The 502-nt window shown below is 67.9% G+C and carries 1 pseudogene; it reads left to right on the plus strand.

The features are described 5' to 3' along the window. Positions 1 to 413, plus strand: a pseudogene (locus tag HC022_RS28520) (deoxyguanosinetriphosphate triphosphohydrolase); the annotation flags it as partial. Between the last annotated feature and the right edge of the window lie 89 nt (positions 414 to 502).

The following is a 502-nucleotide window of genomic DNA, read 5'->3' on the forward strand; positions in this document are numbered from 1 at the left end:
TCGGCTACATGGTCTCGGACGTGATCGACACCAGCCGGGCCCGGCTCGACGCGGCGGCCCCCGAGAGCGCCGAGGCGATCCGCCATCTCGGGCGGCCGGTCATCGCGTTTTCCGACGACATGTGGATCAAGCTGAAGGAGATCCGCCAGTTCCTCTTCACCCGCATGTACCGCGCGCCCTCGGTGATGGAGATCCGCACCAAGGTGACGCAGGTGGTGACCGACCTGTTCCCGATCTACATGCAGGACCCCTCGCTGCTGCCGCAGCGCTGGCGGCAGGAGATTGAGGCGGTCGAGGACGAGGCGCAGCTGGCGCGGCTGGTCTGCGACTACATCGCCGGCATGACCGACCGCTTCGCGCTGCAATCCCACGCCAGGCTGATGGGCGTCGATATCCTGCACGACGTGCACTGACGCGCCGGCCCGCTTTGGCCCCGCGATGCCCCATGATGCCCCGGTGCGCTGCATCGGGGCTGGACAGGGCGCCTCCGAGTGACATTTCC

It is taken from the genome of Salipiger sp. HF18 (assembly GCF_011806505.1).
Lineage (GTDB): Bacteria > Pseudomonadota > Alphaproteobacteria > Rhodobacterales > Rhodobacteraceae > Salipiger > Salipiger thiooxidans.